At 54.2% G+C, this 23,377-nt stretch carries 16 protein-coding genes; 7 read left to right on the forward strand and 9 right to left on the reverse strand.

Annotated elements, in window-relative coordinates:
* The first annotated feature begins 6 nt into the window (after positions 1-6).
* From AWR26_RS11120 to AWR26_RS11130, 3 genes are all read left to right on the forward strand, one after another.
* Positions 7-618 carry a Fe-only nitrogenase accessory AnfO family protein gene (locus tag AWR26_RS11120; protein ID WP_064565823.1) on the forward strand — a complete coding sequence of 204 codons (612 nt, stop codon included), beginning with the start codon at positions 7-9 and terminating at the stop codon, positions 616-618.
* 170 nt (positions 619-788) lie between these two features.
* Positions 789-2,393: a sigma-54 interaction domain-containing protein gene (locus tag AWR26_RS11125; RefSeq protein ID WP_082934145.1), complete on the forward strand. Its 1,605-nt coding sequence runs from the start codon at positions 789-791 to the stop codon at positions 2,391-2,393.
* 495 nt (positions 2,394-2,888) lie between these two features.
* Positions 2,889-3,692, forward strand: a complete 804-nt coding sequence (locus AWR26_RS11130) for a S1 family peptidase (protein WP_064565826.1) — start codon at positions 2,889-2,891, stop codon at positions 3,690-3,692.
* A gap of 31 nt (positions 3,693-3,723) precedes the next feature.
* On the opposite strand, the gene AWR26_RS11135 is transcribed toward AWR26_RS11130, so the two are convergent.
* Positions 3,724-5,460 carry a sigma-54-dependent Fis family transcriptional regulator gene (locus tag AWR26_RS11135; protein WP_064565828.1) on the reverse strand — a complete coding sequence of 579 codons (1,737 nt, stop codon included), beginning with the start codon at positions 5,458-5,460 and terminating at the stop codon, positions 3,724-3,726.
* Between the two features lie 273 nt (positions 5,461-5,733).
* On the opposite strand from AWR26_RS11135, the gene exaC reads away from it, so the two are divergent.
* Positions 5,734-7,254 carry an acetaldehyde dehydrogenase ExaC gene (exaC, locus tag AWR26_RS11140; RefSeq protein ID WP_064565831.1) on the forward strand — a complete coding sequence of 507 codons (1,521 nt, stop codon included), beginning with the start codon at positions 5,734-5,736 and terminating at the stop codon, positions 7,252-7,254.
* A 27-nt stretch (positions 7,255-7,281) separates the two neighbouring features.
* Positions 7,282-8,313 carry an alcohol dehydrogenase AdhP gene (gene adhP / locus AWR26_RS11145; protein WP_035888619.1) on the forward strand — a complete coding sequence of 344 codons (1,032 nt, stop codon included), beginning with the start codon at positions 7,282-7,284 and terminating at the stop codon, positions 8,311-8,313.
* Positions 8,314-8,353: 40 nt separating this feature from the next.
* Here the strand turns inward: adhP and AWR26_RS11150 are convergent, their stop codons facing one another.
* Positions 8,354-9,235: an alpha/beta fold hydrolase gene (locus AWR26_RS11150; RefSeq protein WP_064565834.1), complete on the reverse strand. Its 882-nt coding sequence runs from the start codon at positions 9,233-9,235 to the stop codon at positions 8,354-8,356.
* A gap of 83 nt (positions 9,236-9,318) precedes the next feature.
* Between AWR26_RS11150 and AWR26_RS11155 the strand changes: the two genes are divergently transcribed.
* Positions 9,319-9,672: a MerR family transcriptional regulator gene (locus AWR26_RS11155; protein WP_007371738.1), complete on the forward strand. Its 354-nt coding sequence runs from the start codon at positions 9,319-9,321 to the stop codon at positions 9,670-9,672.
* 38 nt (positions 9,673-9,710) lie between these two features.
* On the opposite strand, the gene gap is transcribed toward AWR26_RS11155, so the two are convergent.
* Complete coding sequence (gene gap, locus AWR26_RS11160; RefSeq protein ID WP_043953322.1) at positions 9,711-10,721, reverse strand: type I glyceraldehyde-3-phosphate dehydrogenase; 1,011 nt, start codon at positions 10,719-10,721, stop codon at positions 9,711-9,713.
* Positions 10,722-10,799: 78 nt separating this feature from the next.
* The gene (locus AWR26_RS11165) at positions 10,800-11,780 is read right to left on the reverse strand and encodes a GlxA family transcriptional regulator (protein WP_064565836.1); all 981 of its coding nucleotides are present in this window, start codon (positions 11,778-11,780) and stop codon (positions 10,800-10,802) included.
* Between the two features lie 177 nt (positions 11,781-11,957).
* Here AWR26_RS11165 and AWR26_RS11170 point away from each other — a divergent pair, with 177 nt between their 5' ends.
* The gene (locus AWR26_RS11170; protein WP_064565838.1) at positions 11,958-12,167 is read left to right on the forward strand and encodes a hypothetical protein; all 210 of its coding nucleotides are present in this window, start codon (positions 11,958-11,960) and stop codon (positions 12,165-12,167) included.
* A gap of 340 nt (positions 12,168-12,507) precedes the next feature.
* Here AWR26_RS11170 and katG read toward each other — a convergent pair whose 3' ends face one another.
* The 5 genes from katG to AWR26_RS11195 all read right to left on the reverse strand — a co-directional run bounded on the left by katG (position 12,508) and on the right by AWR26_RS11195 (position 23,376).
* Entirely contained in the window at positions 12,508-14,691 is a 2,184-nt protein-coding gene (gene katG, locus AWR26_RS11175) for a catalase/peroxidase HPI (protein WP_064565840.1), read from the reverse strand.
* Positions 14,692-14,858: 167 nt separating this feature from the next.
* Positions 14,859-15,800 carry a hypothetical protein gene (locus AWR26_RS11180; RefSeq protein WP_156525210.1) on the reverse strand — a complete coding sequence of 314 codons (942 nt, stop codon included), beginning with the start codon at positions 15,798-15,800 and terminating at the stop codon, positions 14,859-14,861.
* 542 nt (positions 15,801-16,342) lie between these two features.
* Complete coding sequence (locus AWR26_RS11185) at positions 16,343-16,897, reverse strand: winged helix-turn-helix domain-containing protein (protein ID WP_064565844.1); 555 nt, start codon at positions 16,895-16,897, stop codon at positions 16,343-16,345.
* A 520-nt stretch (positions 16,898-17,417) separates the two neighbouring features.
* A complete protein-coding gene (tssH, locus tag AWR26_RS11190) occupies positions 17,418-19,928 on the reverse strand; it encodes a type VI secretion system ATPase TssH (RefSeq protein ID WP_064565846.1) in 2,511 nt (836 codons plus the stop codon).
* A 19-nt stretch (positions 19,929-19,947) separates the two neighbouring features.
* The gene (locus AWR26_RS11195; protein ID WP_064565847.1) at positions 19,948-23,376 is read right to left on the reverse strand and encodes a type VI secretion protein IcmF/TssM N-terminal domain-containing protein; all 3,429 of its coding nucleotides are present in this window, start codon (positions 23,374-23,376) and stop codon (positions 19,948-19,950) included.
* Between the last annotated feature and the right edge of the window lies 1 nt (position 23,377).

Here is a 23,377-nt window from a genome sequence, read left to right on the forward strand (position 1 = left end):
GGAAAGATGAATATTGCGGTTTTTCTCGACCCGCAAGGTCAGGTGGCACCGCTCACCGCGCCCGGCACGGTGACGCTGTTTTCTCGTGATTGCGGACGCTGGCAGATTGCGCAACAAATTGCTTTCGATTTGTCGTCCTGTACATCGCTTGAAGCTTTTCGTGAACAGACGCTGGCAATGCTGGCGCAGCTACCTGCCTGTCGCCATTTCGTCACGCGCGAGGTGCAGGGCGCGCCGCGCGCCTGGTTCGATGGGCTCGGGTTGACTTTGTGGCAGTGTACGGGCGCGCCGGAACCGGCGCTGGACGCCATTGCGAAGCAACCCATGGAGCCGGAAGCGGTGACGCTGCCGCCACAGGCATTTGTCCATCCTGGCGCTGAACCCGGCGAATTTTATGTCGATCTGATCGCTGCGCGACAGGCCGGGGCTGATGATACGCACACCGCGAAGCTGCTGCTGATACCGCTGCTGGGGCGTGAAGAGTTCACGCGGCTGGAACTGTTGTGTGACCATGTGCCGAAATGGTTTGCCCGCCTTGCGGACTACCACCTTCTGTATCACAGCACGCCGCTGGACGATGGCAACCTGCGGGTGGTGGTGACAAAAACGGCGTCCTGATGTCGGTAACACGACAAAAATGTTCGCCGGGGAACACTTTTTTTGCGCGTGGCAGAGTGCGCGTTTTTTTGGGGCTGAATAATCAATCTGTTACAGATGATTTTTATAACGTTGTGCTGGCGCTGATTTTGCACTGTTTGCCTGCGGGCCTGTTGACCGGGAGAGACATCATGCGCGATGAGAAAACTGCCGTTGCTGCGAACACCGTGTCGCCGGTACTGACCGGCGCGCTGTCATTCAGCTGCCGCCTCGGTGAGTGCCGATCCGAGCTTATGCCGCTGCTCTCTGAAGTGAGCAAAGTAGTCAGCGCCGGCGGCAGTTTAGACAGTACGCTGAAGCTGGTGCTGGAGCTGATGCAAAAACATTTGCAGGTGCAGCGCGCGATGATCACCCTGTATGACGCCAGTTGCGATCAAATTTTTATTCATGAGAGTTATGGTTTGTCGCCGGAAGAGGTCGAAAAGGGCGTTTATGCGCCGGGCGAGGGGATCACCGGTAAAGTGATTGAAACACGTCAGCCGATTGTCGTGCCGCACATTGCTGACGATCCGCTGTTTTTAAACCGCACCGGTAGTTGGGATCGCCAGCGCGACGGACAACACTCCTTTATCTGCGTGCCGATTATTCGCGGGCTGAAAGTGATGGGCACCATCGGCATCGAACGGATTTATCACAACGCGCAGCTCCGTTTTCTCGATCTTGAAGTGTTACGGGTGATTGCCGCCATTATTGCGCAGGCTGTGGAGCTGCATCTGCTTGAGCGCGCACAGCAGAAAATAGTGCAGACGCATACGGCGCTGCACGGCGGGGAAAAATTCAAACCGGCCAATATTATTGGCAACTCCCGCACCATGCAGCAGGTTTACCGGCTGATTGAGAAAGTCAGCCATGCGCGCACCACCGTATTGATCCTCGGTGAAAGCGGCGTCGGTAAAGAACGTGTTGCCACCGCCATTCACCAGAACAGCCACTGTGCGGGCGGGCCATTTATCCGCTTTAACTGCGCGTCGCTGCCGGAGAGTGTGATTGAAAGCGAACTGTTTGGTCACGAAAAGGGCGCATTTACCGGCGCCATCTCCCGGCGCGCCGGACGGTTTGAAGAAGCGGATGGCGGGACGTTGTTTCTTGATGAAGTAGGGGAGTTATCGCTGTCTGCGCAATCCAAATTGTTGCGAGTGATCCAGGAACGCAGTTTCGAGCGGGTAGGCAGCAATGAAACCCTGAGCGTCAATGTGCGCATTCTTGCAGCAACGCACCGGGATTTGAGTGAAATGGTCGAGCAGGGCACCTTTCGTGAGGATCTCTACTATCGCTTAAATGTCTTTCCCATTACCATTCCGCCGTTGCGCGAACGGGGAAGTGACATTTTGATCCTTGCCGACCATTTCAACGCCCGTTTTGCCAGTGAGCAGGGCGTGGAAGTGCCGACCATTGCCACCCCGGCGTTGAATATGCTGCTCAACTATACGTGGCCGGGCAATGTGCGCGAACTGGAGAATGTGATGGAACGGGCGGTATTGCTGGCGGATGAGGGGTTTATTCACAGTTATCATCTGCCCATTCATCTGCAACCCATTATCGACCATCTGACGGAGCAGGAAGGGCTGGAAGCGCGCCTGGCGCGGGTGGAATACGATCTGATCACCGAAGCGCTGGCGAAATTTCAGGGCAATGTCTCGCGTGCAGCCAATTATCTGAATATGACCCGACGCGCGCTGGGATTACGTCTGGAAAAATATCAACTCAATTATAAACACTATCGTGGGCAGACTTGAGAATAACCATGAAGAATATTCCAGGGCAGAAGGAAAAGTGTCTCTATTTACTTTGAACTGGTCACTAAGTATATTTCATCCCGTGCCTATCTTTGTCTTTCTCTTTCTCTTTGAGAATATGCACAGTTTAGTACCTGCATTTTTTTAACTTGCCGTACTGATGTTATTCATCCCGTCAGTACGGCTTTTTTTTGCTTTTCATCCTGCTGATTACACGACGGTTTATCCTGCCAACAACCACGCAACTCATGGCTCATTCTGTCTGGCTGCGCACCAGCGCCATGACAAAAAACATCCTGGCTAGAGAATATTCCCGCAAATAAGAAAACTGTCTGTATTTACAGAAGGATTGTTGATTTATATATTCCCCGGACTGTGTTTTCTTTGTTTATTTTTATTCGGGAATAAGCAGGCATTTTACACTGAATAATTTCAATTGATCGCGCTGAAGGAGTTACAGATGCTGGCGCGGCTTTTTATCCTGGAGATGTAATAGTGAAAGCAAAACTGATTGCCGCTGCATTAGCGGCGGCGTTTATCGTGCCGATGGCGACCATGCAAACGGCTGCCGCCAGCGAGGCTGCTGCGCGTATCGTCAACGGATCGACGGCAATAGCCGGCGAATTCCCTGATTTTATTACCATCAGCAAAGGTACGACGGTGGCGGGCCATGTCTGCGGCGGCGTGCTGGTTAACTCCCGCTGGGCGGTTACGGCGGCGCACTGTGTTTCGCATTTTGATACCAGCACGGCGAGTATCATGGTAGGGATGGAAAGCTACACCCCGCTGGTGAAGAAAGATCAGGTTTCCATCGAGAAAGTGATTGTTCATCCTGACTATGACACCACAACGCTTGGTGGCACGGCGAAAAACGATCTTGCGCTGATTAAGCTGTCCCGAGCGGCGAACAGCAGTAATTTCGCTACGCTGGCCGGTTTAAACCCGGAACAGGATCCGCCTGCCGCACTGACCAATATTCCGCTGACGGCAGTAGGTTTTGGCGATAATGAAAATGGCGTACGCCCGAATGTGCTGAATAAAAAAACGATGGTCGCTCTGCCGGATAAAATGTGCACCGACGTTCCGGCTGGCTACCCGGCAACCAACCAGGATCCAGATTTCCATGTCTGTGCAGGTAGCGGTACGGCGGGCGGCGATTCCGGCGGCCCACTGTATGCCGATTACAACGGCAAACGCTATGTCGTGGGCCTGGTTTCCCGTAGCTTAATTGCTCCGGCAGAGCAGTTCACCCGCGTGAGCAAGTTTGCCGAGTGGATCAAAGCGACAGCCGTAGAGTAACGTACTGAATAGTATGGCCGTTTCGGCCATACTATTTTGCCAGCCGTCGATAGAGCGTGCTGCGCGAAATACCGAGTTTTTTCGCCGCAAGGCTCATATTCCCCTGCGCTTGCGCGATGGCGCTCTGTTCGTCACTGGGGCGTTGCGACACTGGTGCGGCGTGGATTTCGCCGGGCAGATCGGCGAGCGTAATCCGATCGCCATCTTCTGCCAGCGCCATTAATACCCGCAACTGGCTTAACAATTGACGCACATTGCCCGGCCACGGCTGGTGCGCGAGCGTGTTCACCACCTCATCGCTTAACGTCAACCCACGGCTGGCGGCACCCAGTTCGTGCCACAATTTGTGGATAAATCCCTCTCTATGCTGCCATTCACGCAGCGGCGGAATGCGCAGGTGAAACTCCTGAATGCGGTACAGCAGATCCTCGCGAAACGTGCCTGCCTGCACCCGCGCGGCCAGATCCTGATGCGTTGCGCAGATCAAAGCGAAATTCACGTCCCAACTGCTATTGGCACCCAGCGGCGTCACTTTTTTCTCCTGCAACACGCGCAGCAGGCGGGTTTGCAGCGCCAGCGGCATGTCGCCGATTTCATCAAGAAACAGTACGCCACCATCCGCTTCGCGGCATTTACCGATATACCCTTTCGGGCTGGCACCGGTAAAAGCGCCGGGGACATAGCCGAACAGCTCTGATTCAATCAGATGTTCGGGTAACGCGGCACAGTTGATGGCGACGAAATTGCCCGTATGCCACTGGCTGCGGCTGTACAACTCGCGCGCCAGATACTCTTTGCCACAGCCTGTTTCACCGGTAATGCACAGCGCAATCCCGGCATTCACAATGCGCAGCGCCTTCTCTTTTTCGATACCGTGCTGCTCTGTCTGCTGTGCACTGCCGCGCCCGCTAAAACGGCGGGCTGGCAGTGTCTGGCGGGCATAAAAACGCTGATGATTACCGGTTTCCAGCACCGTTTCACCGCCGCGTAGCTCAAGGCCGGGAAACAGCGCATCCAGTTCAAGTGCACCAAAATGGCCGCTGGTGAGGGCGAACGCATCCATCGCCAGCTTATTGGCGCCGAGCAGCGTGCGATCGTCAAAAATCAGCAGCAACTCCTGCGCGGTGCCGAGGATTTTTTCATCATGATGCAGGCTCAATAACCAGCGATTAGCGCCGAGAGCGCTGGTGGCCCAGGCGTGTTCGATCTGGCATACCGTGCGGCGGATCAAAGCGGCGGCATCATGGCGCGGCGTCATCGCCGGGGTGGAGAGATCCAGCACCCCGGCAACCTGGCCGTCGGGGCGAAACACTGGCGCGGCTGAGCAGAACAGCCCGGCATTACGGCTCAGATAGTGCTCGCCGCCAGCCACTTCACAATGCTGCTGGAGCGCCAGCGCGGTGCCAATAGCGTTAGTGCCGCGCGCATGTTCGCCCCACAGATTGCCGGGCGACAGGGCATAGCGCTGCGCTTTGTGCAGAAAATCGCTGTTGCCGTGCGTTTCCAGCACCAGCCCGGTCGCGTCGGACATCACCATAATCGACGGGTGTTTGTTCAGCTCCGGCCGCAGCCGCGCCAGCAGGGGAGCGACCAGGTGTTTCACCCAGCCATTTTCCGCACGCGCATCTTTCAGCATCGCGTTAGCCACCCACGGCTGGGCGTCATCATCCCGTGTCAGCCCATAGTTAAGGCTACGTTGCCAGGAATCCTGCAACTGGCAAGGCAGACCGGAACGGGTGGTTGGCAAAGTATCTACGCGTGTCGGCATGTTACTCTCCGGCAATTACAATGTTACATTTGTGTAGCATAAGAGTGTCTCGTGTGTAGCGACGTGCGACACAATTCCTGTACTCGCTTGCACATCATTTTTTGTCGTTTTGTCCGATTTATCTTTAAACCCGCCTGTTATTATTTGTTTTACAAAGAAAAAATTCATTTTTACCTATGGCAGCAGCAATCTGGCATAAGAAGTGCTTATGTTCCTCTGTCCGCCCTGGCGCGAGACGCCTCACCTGTACCGATAATAAAAGAGGAACATCTGATGAAATACATTCACCCTGGCCTTGATGGCGCGAAAGTCTCTTTTAAACAGCGTTATGGCAATTATATCGACGGAAAATTTGTAGACCCGGTAGAGGGCGGCTGGTTCACCAATACCTCGCCGGTAACCGGACAGGTGATTGCCGAATTCCCGCGTTCGGGCGCGGTGGATATAGAGAAGGCTCTGGATGCAGCGCATGCTGCCGCCGACGCCTGGGGAAAAACCAGCGTGCAGGAACGTTCGAATGTGCTGCTGGCGATTGCAGACCGCATTGAAGCCAATCTGGAAGTGCTGGCGTTAACAGAAACATGGGACAACGGGAAACCCATCCGCGAAACAATGGGGGCGGATATTCCACTGGCGGTTGATCACTTCCGCTACTTTGCCGGTTGCATCCGGGCACAGGAGGGGACAGCCGCCGAAATCGACAGCAATACGGTGGCTTACCATATCTATGAACCGCTCGGCGTGGTTGGGCAGATCATTCCGTGGAACTTCCCGATTTTGATGGCGGCCTGGAAACTGGCGCCTGCGCTGGCGGCGGGTAACTGCGTGGTGCTGAAACCTGCGGAGCAAACGCCGCTCGGCATCTGCGTGTTGATGGAGCTGATTGGCGATCTGCTGCCAAAAGGCGTGCTCAACGTGGTTCATGGCTTTGGTACGGAAGCGGGCGAACCGCTGGCGCGCAGCAAACGCATTGAGAAAATTGCCTTTACCGGATCGACGCCGATTGGCCGCCACATTCTCTCCTGCGCGGCGGAAAACATTATTCCCAGCACCGTCGAGCTGGGCGGTAAATCACCCAACATTTACTTTGAAGATGTGCTGAATGGCGATGCTGAATTTATCGATAAAGCCGTCGAAGGCGTCGTGCTTGGCTTCTTCAACCAGGGCGAAGTCTGTACCTGTCCGTCACGCGTGCTGGTGCAGGAATCCATCTATCCGCAGTTCGTAGAAAAAGTGCTGGCGCGTATGGAAAACATCCGCAAAGGCGACCCCTTTGATACTGAAACCATGATTGGCGCGCAAGCTTCGCAGGAGCAGTACGACAAAATCCTTTCCTATATCAACATTGCCCGCGAAGAGGGGGGCGAAATCATCACCGGCGGCGAGCTGATCAAGCATGGGGATAGCCTGCAAAACGGCTTCTACATTCAGCCGACGTTGATTAAAGGCCATAACGGCATGCGCTGTTTCCAGGAAGAAATTTTTGGGCCGGTGCTCGGGATCACCACTTTCAAAGATGAAGCTGAAGCGCTGCGTATCGCTAACGATACCGAATTCGGCCTGGGTGCCGGGGTGTGGACGCTGGATATCAACCGCGCATGGCGCATGGGGCGCGGCATCAAAGCCGGGCGCGTGTGGACCAACTGTTACCACCTCTATCCGGCACATGCGGCTTTTGGTGGGTACAAAAATTCGGGCGTTGGGCGCGAAACGCACAAGCTGGCGCTGAGTCATTATCAGCAGATTAAAAACCTGCTGGTCAGCTACAGCGGTACACCATTGGGTCTGTATTAATCAATCTCATCAGGACGAGGCAATGCTATGCAACTGAAAACGATGAAAGCGGCAGTGGTTAAAGCGTTCGGGCAACCGCTGGTGATTGAAGAGGTCATGGTGCCTGCGGTAGCGCCGGGCAAAATTCTGGTCAAGATCGAGGCGACCGGTGTCTGCCATACCGATTTGCATGCCGCAGAAGGCGACTGGCCGGTGAAACCGAATCCGCCGTTTATTCCCGGCCACGAAGGCGTGGGTCACGTAGTCGCAGTGGGGCCGGGCGTGACGCATGTGAAAGAGGGCGATCGGGTTGGCGTGCCGTGGCTTTACTCTGCCTGCGGGCACTGCGAACACTGCCTGAGCGGCTGGGAGACCTTGTGCCACGGGCAACAGAACTCCGGTTATTCGGTAAACGGCACTTTTGCCGAATATTGCCTGGCGGACGCTAACTACGTCGGTATTCTGCCGGATAACGTCGAATTCCACGCGATTGCGCCTATCCTCTGCGCCGGGGTAACGGTTTACAAAGGGCTGAAGATGACGGAAGCCCGCGCCGGTGAATGGGTGGTGATCTCGGGGATCGGCGGTCTCGGTCATCTGGCGATCCAGTATGCCGTGGCGATGGGGATGAATGTGGCGGCGGTGGACATTGACGATGACAAGCTCGAATTTGCTCGTCGGCTCGGCGCATCGGTGGTGGTCAATGGGCGGGAAGAGGATCCCGGCAAGCGCTTCCACGCCGAGTTTGGCGGCGCGCACGGCGTGCTGGTCACGGCGGTATCACCAAAAGCATTTGAACAGGCAACCACCATGATGCGCCGTGGCGGGACAATGGTGCTGAACGGGCTGCCGCCGGGCAAATTCGACCTCTCGATCTTCGACATGGTGCTGGATGGCATCACCGTACGTGGTTCCATTGTGGGAACGCGCAAAGATCTGCAAGAGGCGCTGGATTTTGCCGGGCGCAATAAAGTACATGCGGAAATTGCCGTTGAACCGCTGGAGAATATCAACAGCATCTTTGATCGGATGCGCGCCGGGAAAATAACCGGTCGCATCGTGGTGGATATGTCGTTGTGATGGCGTGGTGATAAAAAACGGGGCGCGATGCCCCGTTTTGTTACAGTGAGTCGGCAAATGCCGCCAGATCCCGGTTGAAACGCTGTGGTTCTTCTAAAAAGGGCGCGTGTCCCGAATCGGCGTACAACAGCGTACGTATGTGTGGATTTACGCTTCTGGCCCGCGCCAGTGAAGCTTGTGGGTTCACCAGTTGATCTTTTTCCCCGTAAATAAACAGTACCGGTACTTTTGCTTTGCCCAGCCCCTGCGCGAGTGACACTTTCATTTGCGGCACAGCGCGTTGCATTGTCCACGAGGCCAGCGCAGCGTTAGCCAGCAGGCGCTCAAACGTGGCGGTGTCGGGTTGCTGATGGAAGCACAGACGCAGGAAATCACGCTCACCTGCCAGATGGGTTTTCAGATCCGCGGACACCATATCCTGATAAACCTGCGGGTGAGCGGGTATTTGTTCTGGTGTGATTTCTACCACGCCATCGACATACAACACGCCTGCAATCTGTTGATCACCATAGGCCGCCAGATAGTGGCTGATGACCACGCCACCCAGCGACCAGCCCACCAGAAGCGGCTTGTTTGCGCCGCTGCCTTTGATCACGGCTGCAACATCATCCGCCCAGCGACGGTTTTCCGTATAAGCTGTTGCTTGCTCCGGTTTGCCTGATAAGCCATGACCGCGCAGGTCGAAACTGATCAGGCGAAAACGCTGCAGGGCGGGATCCTGCCACTGTTTCTCCCAGTTAAGATGGCTGCCTAACAGCCCATGAATAAAGATGATGGGCTGACCGTCTGCTGCGCCAGTTTCCTGTACAGCCAGCGGTACGCCGTCTGACGAGACAACGGTATAGTGCTTCTCCTGCGCGTACAGTGAGGCGCAAAACAGCAGCAGGATGAAGACAAGGTTACGGCCACGCGATAACAGCATAAAATGTTCCTCCGGTTAACGATTCGTGGCTATCCTCAACCTTTACACTGGTGTCAGAGTCAAGCAGCAAACGAGGAGAAAAAATGCTATCGATTGGCGAGCTTGCCCGGCAAACGGGCGTCAGCGTGCGTTCTATTCGTCACTATGATCGGTATGGGCTGTTATGTTCTACGCGGGCCTGTAACGGCTATCGGTATTTTTCTGCGCAGGTGGTCGGCCAGGTGCGACAGATCCAACAATTGATTGCTACCGGGTTTAGCCTGGCGGAAATTGCCACCTTCCCGGAATGCATGCGCAGCACGGAAGGGGCCGCATTTTGCCCGCAAACCCGTGAACTGCAGCGTAAACGCCTCGGTCGCATTGAAGCACAAATCGCCACCCTTGAGCAGCGCCGTGCACAGCTACTCGCCGCGCTGAGCGGCAGCGACGAGCAATAAAAAACCACGCCGTAGCGTGGTTTTTTGAGGGCTGCGGATTATAAACCGCGCTGCGCCATCAGTTTCGTCAGATCCACCAGCCGGTTGGAGAAGCCCCACTCGTTATCGTACCAGGCGAGGATTTTCACCAGATTGCCGCCAATCACCAGCGTTGACAGGCCGTCGATAATGGAAGAGCGCGGATCGCCCTGATAATCACTGGAAACCAGCGGCTCATCGCTATAGCCAAGAATGCCTTTCAGCGGCCCGTTTGCGGCGGCTTTGCGGAAAGCGTCATTCACTTCTTCCACGGTCACATCGCGTTTCAGCGTTACCGTTAAGTCGACGATCGACACCACCGGTACCGGTACGCGTAGCGAATAACCGGTCAACCGTCCGTCCAGTTCCGGGATCACTTTGCCGAGCGCTTTCGCCGCGCCGCTGGAGTAAGGCACGATGGAGAGCGCTGCGGCACGCGCGCCGCGCAGATCTTTTTCCGGCTGGTCGTGCAGCGCCTGGCTGTTGGTGTATGCGTGGGTGGTGTTCATCAACCCGTGTTCAATACCAAAATTCTGGTGCAGTACCTGGGCGGCAGGTGCCAGCCCGTTAGTGGTGCAACTGCCGTTGCTGACCACGAAATGACGCGTCGGATCATACTGTGTGTCGTTCACGCCGAGCACGATAGTCAGGTCATCATTTTTCCCCGGCGCGGAGATAATCACCCGTTTTGCGCCGCCGTGGCTGATATGCACTGCGGCTTTTTCACGATCGGTAAAGAATCCGGTGGCTTCAATCACAATTTCCACGCCAACGTCGCGCCACGGAATATTCGCCGGATCGCGTTCACTGAAAACGCGCACTGCGTTGCCATCGACAAACAACTGGCCTTCACCTGCTTCAACCGGAACCGGCAGCGTGCCGAGCAGTGAATCGTGTTTCAGCAGATGGGCGAGGGTTTTGCTGTCCGTCAGATCGTTGATCGCGACGATTTGAATCTCTGGGTTACCGAGCGCGGCGCGCAGTACGTTGCGCCCGATCCTGCCAAAACCGTTAATGCCGACCTTAACCATGATTGACTCCTTCTTTTTCGTGTCTGAAGTCACTTTAAGGTGGCAGCGTTTTGGCGTAAAGGACGGATAAGGATCACTTTACGCCATTTTGCGGCAGTGGAAGCGCTGGCGATACTCGCCGGGGGTAAGCTGCAGTTGACGTTCAAAGATGCGGCGTAAGTTGATGCTGTTGCCGAAACCCGTGGCGGCGGCCACGCTCTCCAGCGTTTCGCGGGTTTGCTCCAGGCGGTGTCGGGCAGCGGCAAGCCGCGCTTCGGCAACATAACGCGCCGGAGGGACGCCGGTTTCACGGGTAAAGACGCGGGTGAAATTGCGCGGGCTCATCGCCACGCGTTCGGCAAGCTTTTCGACGGAGAGATCGTCGGTCAGGTTTTCCAGGATCCAGCTTTGTAACTCACTGACAGGCCCGATACTCTCCGTCTGTTGCAGATGGTAGCGGCTAAACTGCAACTGGCCGCCGGGGCGACGCAAATACATCACCATATCCTGCGCGACGTCGCGGGCGAGGGTGAAACCGTAATCCTCTTCGACCAGCGCCAGCGTCAGGTCAAAACCGGAGCTGACGCCGCCGGAAGTCCATATCGGCCCATCCTGAATATAGAGCGGGCCGCCTTCGACGTTGACCAGCGGATAGCGCGACTGCATGGTCTCAAGCAGCCGCCAGTGGGTGGTGGCGCGCCGACCGTCAAGCAACCCGGTTTCTGCCAGCAGCATCGCGCCGCCGCAGATGGACGCCACTCTGTCGGCATGGGGGGCGGCAAGACGCAGCCAGTCAACGACGGCGGTGCCTTCCTCTTCATCGTTTCCGCGTCCGGTGATCATGATGGTATCCCACGGCTCGCGCGGGTCCAGCTCCGGCAGACGGAAATCGGCCAGCAGATTGAGGCCAGACTGACCGTGGATCACCTGGTGCGGCTGCGTGGTGGCGATGCTCACCCGGTAACGCGGCTGTTGGGTTTCATCGGCACGCAGGCGATTGGCCTGCATCAGAATGTCGGCAATACCGGCGGCTTCGAATAACATGCCGCCATCGGGAACGATAATCAGGAATCTCTTCATGTCCTGAAAAGTACACTTGTCACATTATAAGTCAAGATGCGAACGGAATTTTAAGCGTAAGGGCTGACCTGATCCAAATCTGAAAGGCCGTTAATGAGAAGCAAACGAATTTCCAAATCGCTACTATAACTAGAGTACAGGATTTTTATCGGTCGCATCTCACGCGAGGATTTATCCATGGCAATTGCAAAAGCGTATAACTTAAAGCAGGCATATCAAATGATTACCTCTGGTAAGCAGACGGAGGTGGAGCTGGCATTTGATGTCGATGCCGACGCCTTCTTCATGCTTTCTGCGAATTATGGCGACAGCGGAGCAAAAATCACCCGCCATAATAACCATTTTGTACTCAGGCGCGATCAAGAAGAGACCTCAGCATCCGACTGATTTTTAACTCTATTTTTTAGGTCTGTTGTGGGTGACAGAAATAACAGTGTCGCCCTGATGCTTATTTTTCCTGAAACCCTGCCGTCATCTCTGCGTTACATTCCGGCCGTTTAATGGCGCAAGCCCGCCCCGCAGCGTCCTTCTCGCGGAGTCTGGCTTCATCAGTTATTACTCTTTGATCGCGGAGCCGGTCAGCAAAACTCGTTATCAACTGTTCCCCGGTATCCATACCGGGTTTTTTTGCGTAGATTTCAGTGTGACACTGTCACTAAATAAATGGGCAGGCATAAAAAAACCTGCGGGTTGGAGCCCGCAGGTGTGTTGTTTGCCGCAGCGCGGTTTATTGCAGGTCGAAGCGGTCCAGATTCATCACTTTCGTCCACGCAGCAACGAAGTCGATGACAAATTTCTGTTTCGCATCGCTGCTGGCGTAGACTTCCGCCAGCGCGCGCAGTACCGAGTTGGAGCCGAAGACCAGATCGGCGCGCGTCGCCGTGTAGCGCAGCTCACCGCTCTGACGATCGCGGCCTTCAAACAGCTCCGCTTTTTCGTCAGTTGCTTTCCACGCGGTGCGCATATCCAGCAGGTTGACGAAGAAGTCGGTGCTCAGCACCCCGACGCGATCGGTAAAGACGCCGTGTTTGCTGTCATCGTAGTTAGCGCCCAGAACACGCAGCCCACCGACAAGAGCTGTCAGTTCCGGCGCGGTCAGCGTCAGTTGCTGCGCTTTATCAATCAGCAGGGTTTCGGTGCTTACCCCATCCCACACGCGGCGATAATTACGGAAACCATCGGCCAGCGGTTCCATCAGATTGAAGGATTCAACATCGGTTTGATCCTGACGGGCATCAACGCGTCCCGGGGTAAACGGTACATTCACCTGTACACCCGCCGATGCTGCCGCCTGCTCAACGCCAACCACACCGGCCAGCACAATGATATCGGCCAGCGAGGCTTTTGCCGACGCCTGCTGAATACGCTGCAGTACCGGCAAGGCTTTCACTGCGCGGGCATTCACTTCCCAGCCGTTTTGCGGGGCAAGCGCAAGACGCGCGCCGTTCGCGCCGCCGCGTTTATCGCCGCCACGGAAGGTGGAAGCGGAAGCCCAGGCCACCGAAACCAGATCGCTGACCGACAGGCCTGAGGCGGCGATATCCGCTTTCAGGTTGGCGATATCTGCGCCGTCAGGGTGATAAGTGGCAGCCGGTAACGGATCCTGCCAAATCAGATCTTCATGCGGAACTTCCGGTCCGATGTAACGGGATTTTGGCCCCATATCACGGTGCGTCAGTTTGAACCATGCGCGGGCAAAGGCTTCGTTAAATGCCTGCGGATCGTTCAGGAAACGACGGGAAATTTTCTCGAATTCCGGGTCAAAACGCAGCGTCAGGTCGGTAACCAACATGGTGGGTTTGCGTTTTTTCGCCGGATCAAACGGGTCCGGGATGATTTCCGGCGCATCGACGGCTTCAAACTGGATAGCGCCAGCCGGGCTACGGGTCTGTACCCACTCATATTTGAACAGGTTCTCGAAGAAGTAGTTGCTCCACTGGGTTGGCGTTTGTGTCCATGCCACTTCCAGCCCGGAGGTAATAGCATCAGCGCCCGCGCCGCTGCCGTAGCTGCTCATCCAGCCAAAGCCCTGCGCTTCCAGCGGCGCGGCTTCCGGTTCCGGGCCTACGTAGTCGTCTGGTTTTGCCGCACCGTGAGTTTTACCCAACGTATGACCACCGGCAATCAGCGCGACGGTCTCTTCATCGTTCATCCCCATATTACCGAAGGTGGCGCGAATGGCCGAAGCAGCGGAAACGGGTTCGCCGCTGGCGTTCGGGCCTTCCGGGTTGACGTAAATCAGCCCCATTTCGGTCGCGCCAATCGCTGCCTGCGCCAGGCTTTCCGGATGACGATGGCTCAGCCACTCTTTCTCGTTACCCCAGTCCACGTCGAAATCCGGTTCCCAGACATCTTCGCGGCCCGCGCCAAAACCGAAGGTGCGGAAACCGGCATTTTCCAGCGCCACGTTCCCCGCCAGAATGATCAAATCGGCCCAGGAGATTTTCTGGCCATATTTCTGTTTTACCGGCCACAGCAGGCGGCGCGCTTTATCAAGGCTGACGTTATCCGGCCAGGAGTTCAGCGGCGCAAAACGCTGCTGACCGCGTCCGGAACCGCCACGGCCATCAACGGTACGGTACGTCCCGGCGCTGTGCCAGGCCATACGAATGAACAGCCCGATGTAACTGCCCCAGTCGGCAGGCCACCAGGATTGTGAATCGGTCAACACGCTACGGATATCAGCTTTCAGTGCGGAGTAGTCGAGTTTTTTAAACTCTTCGCGGTAGTTAAAGGACTCACCCAGCGGATTGGAGCGGTTAGAGTGCTGGTTCAGCAAATCGACGCGCAGTTGGTTCGGCCACCAGTCGCGGTTGCTGGTGGCACCGGCCGTGCTCTGCTTGCTGGCTTTATCATGGAAAGGACATTTCTCGACGGCTGAAGAGAGGGATTGTTCGTCTGACGTGCTCATATCTGGCTCCATTTGCTTGTGTAATGCCGTTACGATATACACTGCTTCCTGTTAAAGGTACTTGAATAAATCTACAGATTTGATAGCTAATACCTTTCTTTTAATGCATAAAAAACCGACAAACGTCACATAAATTTATTACTGCCTCATCAACCTTAGCAATCGCGCTACGCTTGTTCCGGTTTTTTTGTGTCTTGTTTGATCGTACCCATAAAAGCGGAGCGGATGAGCAGATCTTCATCTGTTGGCGGGGGGAGAAAGAGAGGGAAAAGGGCGGAGAGACTCCGCCACAGGCCAGGATAAAAGGTGGGATAAAGGCCTTTACCACGAAAAAGCGGAAAGCTCACCCCCCAGACGGAATGTTCGATGACAGGCAGGTCGGGGTTGTGCTGTTTTAATTTTTCAATTAATTCTCTGTTTTGTTGATACTGCGGAAGTTTATGGTTTTGGCCTCTTTCATAGTAAAAATAGATACCGCAAACTTTCACTCTGTCGGTGGGAGGAAAATCAGCATAGGTATTGATATCTTTTTTACCCACAATCAGCACTTCGTTATGGTATACGCCGTCAGATTCGGAAATCAGCCTTTCCGGGCTCATCATGGAGGCATAGGTTTGGTCAGGCATAGCGCTTTTTATATATTTCCTCACCTTTGCATTATTGTAGCTCTTATTGATGCCCAAAAAATATCTGTCACTGAGCGAGTAGGAGTTTTTATTTTCCCAACTTTGATTTCCTGCATGGTTGGGAAACCAGACATCTTTGTGAAATGTGCCAATGATATTTTGCGGTGGAGCAGCAAGGATAAATCCCACATCGGCCCATTGGCTACGATCATAGCAGGACGATTGCATACGAATGAGCGAACTGCTCACTATATCCCATGTGGCAATAATATCTTCTGCTCTGCCGTTAAAAAATGGTGAATTATCATCCTTTATATCACGGATTGTATGTATTAAAACTAAATTGTCGCGATGAGCATTTTTTCTTGAGGGTGATATTTGCGGTATTAAAAGTGTTTTTCGATAAACCTTTTTCCAGCTTTCAAGCTCAAAATATGAATCATTAAATATATTGGATTTGATCTTTTTCCCTAATATTCGCATGTGCGCCTCGAAAATTATTTGAGTTAAAGGAAGAACGCTGTAAATCGCTGAAAGCGAAACACAGCATGAATAGTGTCTTACGGAGGACACCATTTTTCAGTTGATTCGTAATAATGTTTATTAATCGTAGTTGTAGTTTATGAATGTTTATGAACGAACGCCATAATATCTGTCTTAATTAAGCGCTAAGGTTTATTCATAAGGCAGGAATTGATACCGGAAGATTTAATAATGTAATAACAGATTAGCACAAGCCGAAGGATTCAATAATATACTCTGCTTTGCGGGTAAATCGCTTTCCTCGTTGAGAAGATTCAATGACAGTGATGACCTGTAACTGGCCGGCAATGCGAGATCTGCTCCGCAACATTACCGACAAAGGAGTACACATCATGCGAAAAAACTCAAAAGTGAGACAGATGTAGTTAATTTAGAATAAGTGATGCGTTTGTTATTTTTTTAATGATCGAATTATGTCCTGTTTTTCATAGATAACCTTTTTACTGTAAGAAGTTAAACGATCTCCACAGATAGCCTTCGGTTCATTTTAAAAAGTAGCCAGTGGGCGCCTTGCTTTCATGTTCCGTTCGGGTGAGTTTTTCAATAAAGCTAACTTTGTCGCATACATCCAGCAGAATCTGATGCAGCGTGTTAAGCTGAGCATGAATTTCAGATTCGTGGTTTGCTGTATGTAACGCAAATTTCAAACCTCTGGAAATGTATTTGTCTGTGTGTGTTGTTTTATATTCAAGTGGTTCGATTTTCACCGCTGGATTAAAGTAAAATCCTTCCCGTGGAAGCGTCAGAATGAATTGCTCTTTAGTGTTAAATGTCGTGGCTATAATACGTCTGATTTGGAATATGGTTTGATATAAGGTGTTGGGTGATGTCTCTTTGGTGCGCTTTTCCCACGCATAATCATAAAGCTCGTTATGCGTAACAATCTCTCCGGACTTCTTTGTTATTAAAAGCTCAAGACATTTAGAAGCAGGTTTAGTCAATAATGCTGGTGGCAAGTACATATCACATCGACACAGAGTCCGTTCGGTTATATTAAAGTCAACTTCATTGTTAATGCGATATATATGCGAGTTCATTTAAATCCCCTTTTTGTTATTTATTGAATTCACTTTCGATAAGCATAAGCATACATTGCCATGGCAATAAATTTAAAAATATTTCATCTTAATAAGATTCTTATCACACATATTTATATGATGGTATAAACAAATATTTTATAAATCAATTGGTTGTATTATTATGTAATGTGTTTTTCCAGATGTTTTTGTGAATAATATAAATTAGATGAATGTGAACCCAGGATTATTTCGCCTGAATAATTTATTTATTATTCTGAGTTTTTACGGATGATTTTAATCTGGTTTTTTGTTTTTTCTTATCCGGGTTTGGGAGAATTAAGTTATTTTTGATAAAATATTAAATGTATAATGTTCCAATCCATTCATGATTTTTATGTTTTATTATAAGACTCTGTTACGCAAACCAGCTGAATGGAATCAGTATAAAACATAAATCAAAAGCCAGCGACAAAACCTCAGCGAAACGATCCTGACGCTGGTCTTTCCTTACAGGGCAAAATAAATTTAAGTTAAGTCGTTATACTTTTAACGCCAGCTGGTCTTTGCGGATATCAATTTTCACTTCATTTTTTGCCGCTGAGGTTAACGCATGGTCAGCCAGAATCGGTAATAAATGAGAGGTCAATATCTGGTCAATATCGCGCGCGCCACTTTGCTGTACCTGACAACGTTTCGCCACCCAATTAACCACTTTATTTGTCCAGCCTGGGCGTGAGTCGCTTTCTGTCGCAGTTTGATAACGGCGGCACAGGTGCTGAAGCTTCAATTCGATGATCTGCGCCAGCTCCAGCGGCTGCAAGGGCAGGTAAGGGATCAGCGTCATACGTCCCATCAACGCCGGGCTGAAGACACGTTCAAACTCAGGGCGAATAATATTGCACAACGCTTCCGGCGAGGTTGTGCCTTTTTCCCAGGCGCTAATCAGCGCCGCGCTGGCCAGATTAGACGTCATAATAATCAGCGTGTTACGGAAATTAATCATCTGTCCTTCTGCGTCTTCGATGATGCCCTTATCGAAAATTTGATAGAACAGCTCCATGACGTCCGGGTGCGCTTTTTCCACTTCATCCAGCAGTACCACACAATAGGGGTTACGGCGCACGGCTTCGGTAAGTACACCGCCCTGACCGTAACCCACATAGCCTGGCGGTGAACCTTTCAGCCCCGAAACGGAGTGGGCCTCCTGGTACTCGGACATATTAATGGTCACCATGCTTTTTTCCCCGCCGTACAGCAGTTCTGCCAGCGCCAGCGACGTTTCGGTTTTGCCGATTCCCGAGGGACCGGCCAGCATGTAAACGCCGGTGGGTTTTTGCGGATCGGCAAGCCCGGCGCGACTGATGCGAATTTGTTGAGTGATATGCTTGAGGGCATGTCTTTGCCCAATAATCCGTTGTTCAAGCCGTTCGCACAGGGAGTCCAGTTGCTGGTGCTCCTGTTCCAGCATGTGTCCAAGCGGGATTCCGGTCCAGTCTGCAACCACGTCCGCCACGCAGGCGGCGTCCACGCACTCAAACACCATCGCGTGCTGTTGGTGACATGCAGCCAGCGTTTCACGCATCTGCGCAATTTCTTCGGCATCCTGGCTCTGCTGTAGCTGTTGCACCAGCAGCGTTTGCCGCTCCCATTCCTTACGCAGTGAATCGAGAGAGGCCTGCAAGCTCGTGGCATGCTGACGAAGTTTTACCTGCCGCTCTGGCGCGCTGTTTTCTCGTTTCAGTGCGGCAATCTCGCACTCAATGGCGCGCAGTTGTACGCAGATGGCCTCAATCTCTTTCGGTTCCTGAGTTTGTGATATCGCCACGCGGGCGCAAGCGGTATCCAGCAAACTCACCGATTTGTCGGGAAGCTGGCGTTCGGCAATGTAACGGCTGGAGAGAGAGATAGCGGCATGGATGGCGCTTTCGAGGATGGGAACACCGTGATGTCGGGACATGGCTGGTGCCATCGCGCGTAACATTGTCGTTGCTTTATCCGTATCCGGCTCCGCCACTTTGATGAGCTGAAAGCGGCGCGCCAGCGCGGCATCTTTCTCGAAGTATTTTTTATATTCCACCCAGGTTGTGGCGGCAATAATTCGCAACTCACCGCGCGCCAGCGCGGGTTTGAGTAAGTTAGCCGCATCGCTTTGTCCGGCGGATCCTCCTGCGCCAATGAGCGTATGCGCTTCATCAATGAATAAAATAATCGGCATGGGGGCGCGGGCGACCTCTTTCAGCAACTGCTGAAGGCGGTTTTCAAACTCACCTTTCACGCTCGCGCCGGCCTGTAATAACCCCAAATCCAGCGTCAATATCTCTGTCGATTCCAGCATCTGCGGAAAGGTGCCAGCGACAATGCGCATCGCCAGCGCTTCGGCAAGCGCAGTTTTCCCGACGCCGGGCTCACCGGTAAGAATCGGGTTGTTCTGGCGGCGGCGTAACAGAATATCTACCATCTGGCGCAGTTCGGATTCGCGGCCCAGAACCGGATCCAGTTCGCCTTTACGTGCCAGTTCACTGAGGTTGCGCGTGTATCTTTGCAGTGCAGAGGTACTGGCCGCTGGCTGTTCATCGCGAGCAGGCACGGGCGCATAGATGCTTTGCAGCAACGCCAGCGCTTTGGGGCGATCGCATTGCAGTGCTTTTTCCACCGGGGTGGCGAACCGTAAGGCATTGCCGTCATCAAATAACGCGCCCAGCAGGGCGGCGGGCGTCAGTTGGGTTTGTCCCCAGTGGCTGCTTGCTAATAACCAGCCCGCAATAAACCACTCGGTCAGCGCAAGGGAAAAGTGGGGCGCGGCGTTTTGTTGCGGCCGCTGGTGCTGAAGCTCCTGCTGTAATGCATCAAACAACCGGCTGACCGGCAGCCCGCTCTGTAATCCCAGTTGTTCAATCAAGGGGCTTTGCTGGCGCAGTATTGCCATCAGTAAATGTTCTGGCGTCACTTCTGTATGTTGCAGAGAAACCGCATGGCTGACGGCGGTGTCAAGTACCGCTCGTCCCTCAGCGGAAAGCTTCTTAATTATTGGTTTTAAATGATGGCTCATAAAAGTACCTTCAATGGTGTTACTGACACTGTGCGATTTCGTCGGGCAAACCAGAAAGCGCGTGCGCCGCTAACTCGTCAGGTTGCGGATACGCTGACTGCTCGTTGAGATCGCTGATTTGTTGAGTGAGGGAACTGATTTCATCGGCGTTCGTTTTCCAGCTTTGCCACGCCTCCTCAAGGGGCTGAGTGTTGGACATGGCGAAACGAACGAGGATCTGTTTGATGCCTAATCGCTTAAGCAACTCTGCGCTGTCACCGAAATCACGGCTGTCGATCAGGGTTTCTCCTGAAGAGAACAGGCTGACAAACCACGGCCAGGCATCGTCGCCATTAATCTGATCGACCGCGACAAAATCAGGGAACGTAACGCTTAGCGTGACGCCGCGGCACTGGCCCGGCTGCCAGGTGAAATCGGCCTTGTCGGCAAAATTCATACTGCTGAGCACCTGGCCGCCTTTCTGGCAGTTCAGTAACAGTTGTGTTCCGGTTGGGATCACCTGCGCGCCTTCAGCGATAGTGGCTGGCAAGCTGGTGACCGTCGTTTTCACAACCTGTTTTTCGAGCTTGCTTTGTTGCAACTCAAGCGCCGCAACTTTGGCCTGCAACGTTGCTTTCCGATCCTGGACTTTGGTGGTGGTGCGTTGCGGCAGATCCTGAAGAATATCCGGGGGAAAGGCGTTACGGAGATACTGACTAAATTCCGCCGTTAAGGGCAGCGTCATGCCAGCAAAACCGGCGGCGCGAAGACCATTATTGTCCACCGACAGCATGGGCTTCGCCGGGCCGCGCAGGAAATTGCCCACCAGTTGCTGGCTCAGCGTTTGTTGCTCTTCATAGCTGCGTTTTTCGGCATTTTTCCCCAGCGGCCAAATCACGCTGCTTTTCCATTGCGTATTCAACCAACAAGCGCTGCTGGCCATCGCGTTCGCCAGTAGCGTGCGGGCATCATCCTGATACAGCCGCCACACTGCCGCCACATCCGCATCGGGCTCATCGGGGGAAACGCGTTCCTGCAACGTGGCCAGTGCCGGCAGGAGAGTACCCAGCGGGTTGGTGTCCGGTTTTTGTTGCCCGGGGGTAAAAAGCCCGCGCGTTAACGTATCACCGGGTTTCTCCTGCGCTACGGCTGCAGTAACGGCGCTGTTCCGGGATTTTTGCCACGCGAGCCACGCCTGTTGAGCAGATTGCGCGGTGGCGGCCGCAGCCGTTTGGCTTTTGCCCTGAAACCAGGCGGCAAGCGACTGGCGCAGTTGATTGTTGATCCGCTCTGTGCGTTGCAGCAGCGCGGCACCATCGCCCGCGCGGGCGAGCGTCTGAACGTCACGCAGCGTGGTCAGCCAGGGCTGTGCGTGTTCCGGCGCAATGGTGTCAAGCTCGTCAACAATGCGGGCGGCAAAGCGCATCGCCGGGCTTTGATTCTGGCTGATAGCAATCAGCTGGCGGCGCGACACCGTGCCTGTTTCATCCGGTGAAAGATGCGCCGTCACGTCGATCAGATAGTGACGCCATGCCTGCTGCCTCACTTGTTGCCAGCTTTCGCGCAATGGCTGAAAAACCGGTTCAGTGCGCCCGGCAGCGGCTTCAATCTCTGCCATCCATTGATTAACGGTGGCTTCACCGGCCTGCGTCCATCTCCCGTCGAGAGCCAGTGAATCGGGTAAGGCTGGCCAGAACGTTGCCGCGTGCAGCGGCGGAAATGCGGCGTCCGGAGCCTGTAACCAGCGTAACGACAGATCGTGATTGACCAGATTTTCCAGCACCCGTTGTGCGTTCTGCAACCAGCGTTCGCCATAGGGACGCTGCATGTAATAACGCTCCAGCGCCAGCCGGGTCAGCGGCGATAGCGTCGGCGGATAGACATTTTGCGTCAGTTCGTCGCTGATCGGCGCGGCTTCGGCGAGGGTATCCAGCGGCGTACCTTGCTGCATTTGTCGCCAGCGCGTGACTGCCGCAGCCAGTTGCAGAATGGCGTGCCGCTGTTGCGCGGGCGACGCGTGAAGGGCGCGTTGCTGATACGCTTCCAGCGTCTGCCGGGCAGGGCGGGCCGTCACTGGAATGCGGGCAAGCAACGTTTCAGCCTCGCGTTGTTGCTGGTTGAATAAAGGCATAAACGGCAGCCAGGGCAGCGCCAGCGTGGCATGTTGCTCGTCTGCGGCAACAAACGCCGCTAGCTTATCCGGCGCTAATTCAGCCAGCCCCGGGCGCAAGCGCATGGCGCTCATACTGGCACTTATCGCCAGCCAGAGGGCGCAGATACCGGCTGCGGTGTAGCAGCACGTTCTGCCGAAGGAACGCTGATACCAGCGCAGCCCGCTTCTTTTTAAACTCAATGCCGGAAGGTGGCGGGTCAACAACTCCTGGATGAAATAGCTGCTGCGGCGACCCTGATTTTCCACCTGAGGTTCGGCGGCGCAAAACCAGATGCTCTTTAGCGTGGCCGGGCTGAAATAGGCGTTGGCTTCGCACAGGGCGGCCAGCGTGTAGCGCAGGGCGGGTTCCAGCCGGGCGAACGCTTCCGGGAAATCCAGCAGGGCATTGTACTCAGGCGCGCTGAGCGTGGCCGGGCGCGCCATACTCAGCCGCACGAGAGAAAAGCCTTCATGCAGACGGGTGAATAGCGGTTGCAGCGTGGTGTCGTCCTGGCCATCAATATGCGGCGGCACACTCCATGTATAACCCAGCGCCTGCTGGCGCTGGGCGTCAGAAAGCTGATGCTGCCACAAACTGAAACCTGGAAACTTATCGCACTGGGTGACCAACACGTAGAGTGGCAAGCGCTCGCCATAGTGCCGGACCAACGGTTCGATAAGGCTACGTTGCTGGCGAGCCAGCGCATGCAATTGGCTGAGATCGCCACGCATTAACTGGCTCATCGGCAACGCTATGATGATGCCGCCCGGCGCGGGAATGTGCGTGCACCAGCGGGCAAGTTTGCTCCAGGCCTGGCGGAAGCTGGCAGCACCGTTTAAAAAATTGCTCGACAGATCGAGCACGCACAAATCGCGGAAAAACCACCACCGCAGCGTGCGGGTTGGGGCTGTGATGCCATCGACGCTATCACCATAAAAACGGGGCAACCCTGCGCTGGCCAGCAGCGTACTTTTGCCACAGCGTTCACCAACCAGCAAATACCACGGAAGATGCGTGCGCCGACGCTTAATGCGCCTGATGACCGAGGCTCCCGCTTTCCAGTGATTAAACAGCACATATTCCCGGCGCGATAAGCGGTATTTTGTGAACCAGCGGCGGCCTTTTTTCCCCCTGATAAGCAGCAATAACTCGGGGAGCGAGTGCCACAGCAGCGCGGCCAGCACCATGACCAGCAGCCACAGCAGCAGGATCCCTGGCGTGCTCCATCCTTGCCACAGGCCGAGCATAAAACTGAAGATCAGCGACAGGCACAGTACCGCCAGCCAGCCAGTAAAACAGGCTAATTTCTTAAACATA

It is taken from the genome of Kosakonia oryzae (genome assembly GCF_001658025.2).
In the GTDB taxonomy this organism is placed as follows: domain Bacteria; phylum Pseudomonadota; class Gammaproteobacteria; order Enterobacterales; family Enterobacteriaceae; genus Kosakonia; species Kosakonia oryzae.